This is a genomic window from Deinococcus fonticola, assembly GCF_004634215.1.
GTDB classification, from domain to species: Bacteria; Deinococcota; Deinococci; order Deinococcales; family Deinococcaceae; genus Deinococcus; species Deinococcus fonticola.
Genome location: NZ_SMMH01000115.1, coordinates 1 through 583, shown reverse-complemented (window position 1 = coordinate 583; position 583 = coordinate 1). Strand labels below are relative to the sequence as shown.

The window sequence follows — 583 nt, the reverse complement described above, 5'->3', positions numbered from 1 at the left end:
CTGGAGTGCTCCCCAGAAACTGGACGGTGAGTCCCTAGAGACAAAGGCTCGAACCCAGCCCTAAGCTGGAAAGCGAGGCCCAGTCATGAAAATCCGTCAGTTTACCGAAGACCAGATCATCAAACTGCTCCAGGAAGGCAAAAAAGGCGAGCGGTCTGTCGAAGACCTTTGCCGCGACTTCGGGTGCAGCACCGCGTCTTACTACGCCTGGAAGAAGAGATATGGCGACACCAACGCTGACGAAGCCAAACGGCTTCGTCAGCTCGAGAAGGAAAACGCCCGTCTGCTGCGGATCGTCGGTCAGCAGCGCCTGGAAATTGATGCGATGAAGGATGTCATTGGAAAAAAGCGGTAACGCCCACCCAGAAGCGCGCTGTGGTCAGGGAGCTGGTCGCGGCGCAGATCAGGCCCGAACGGGCCTGTGTTCTGGTGGGCCTCTCCAAATCTTCCTGGCATTATTGATAACGCGGTAAGTTCATGGCGAGATATAGACTCTGGCTATGGTTGAAGTTTGGCGACCCAAGCTCCTGACTCGACAGCAGATGGAGGAGCGCCGTCTGGCGGCATTGCCCTTCCTGAGCGA

General features: G+C 56.8%; 1 protein-coding gene. It reads left to right on the top strand.

The genetic code is table 11. The features are described from left to right. The first annotated feature begins 85 nt into the window (after positions 1 to 85). Entirely contained in the window at positions 86 to 355 is a 270-nt protein-coding gene (locus tag E5Z01_RS19295; RefSeq protein ID WP_135230854.1) for a transposase, read from the top strand. Positions 356 to 583: the final 228 nt, after the last annotated feature.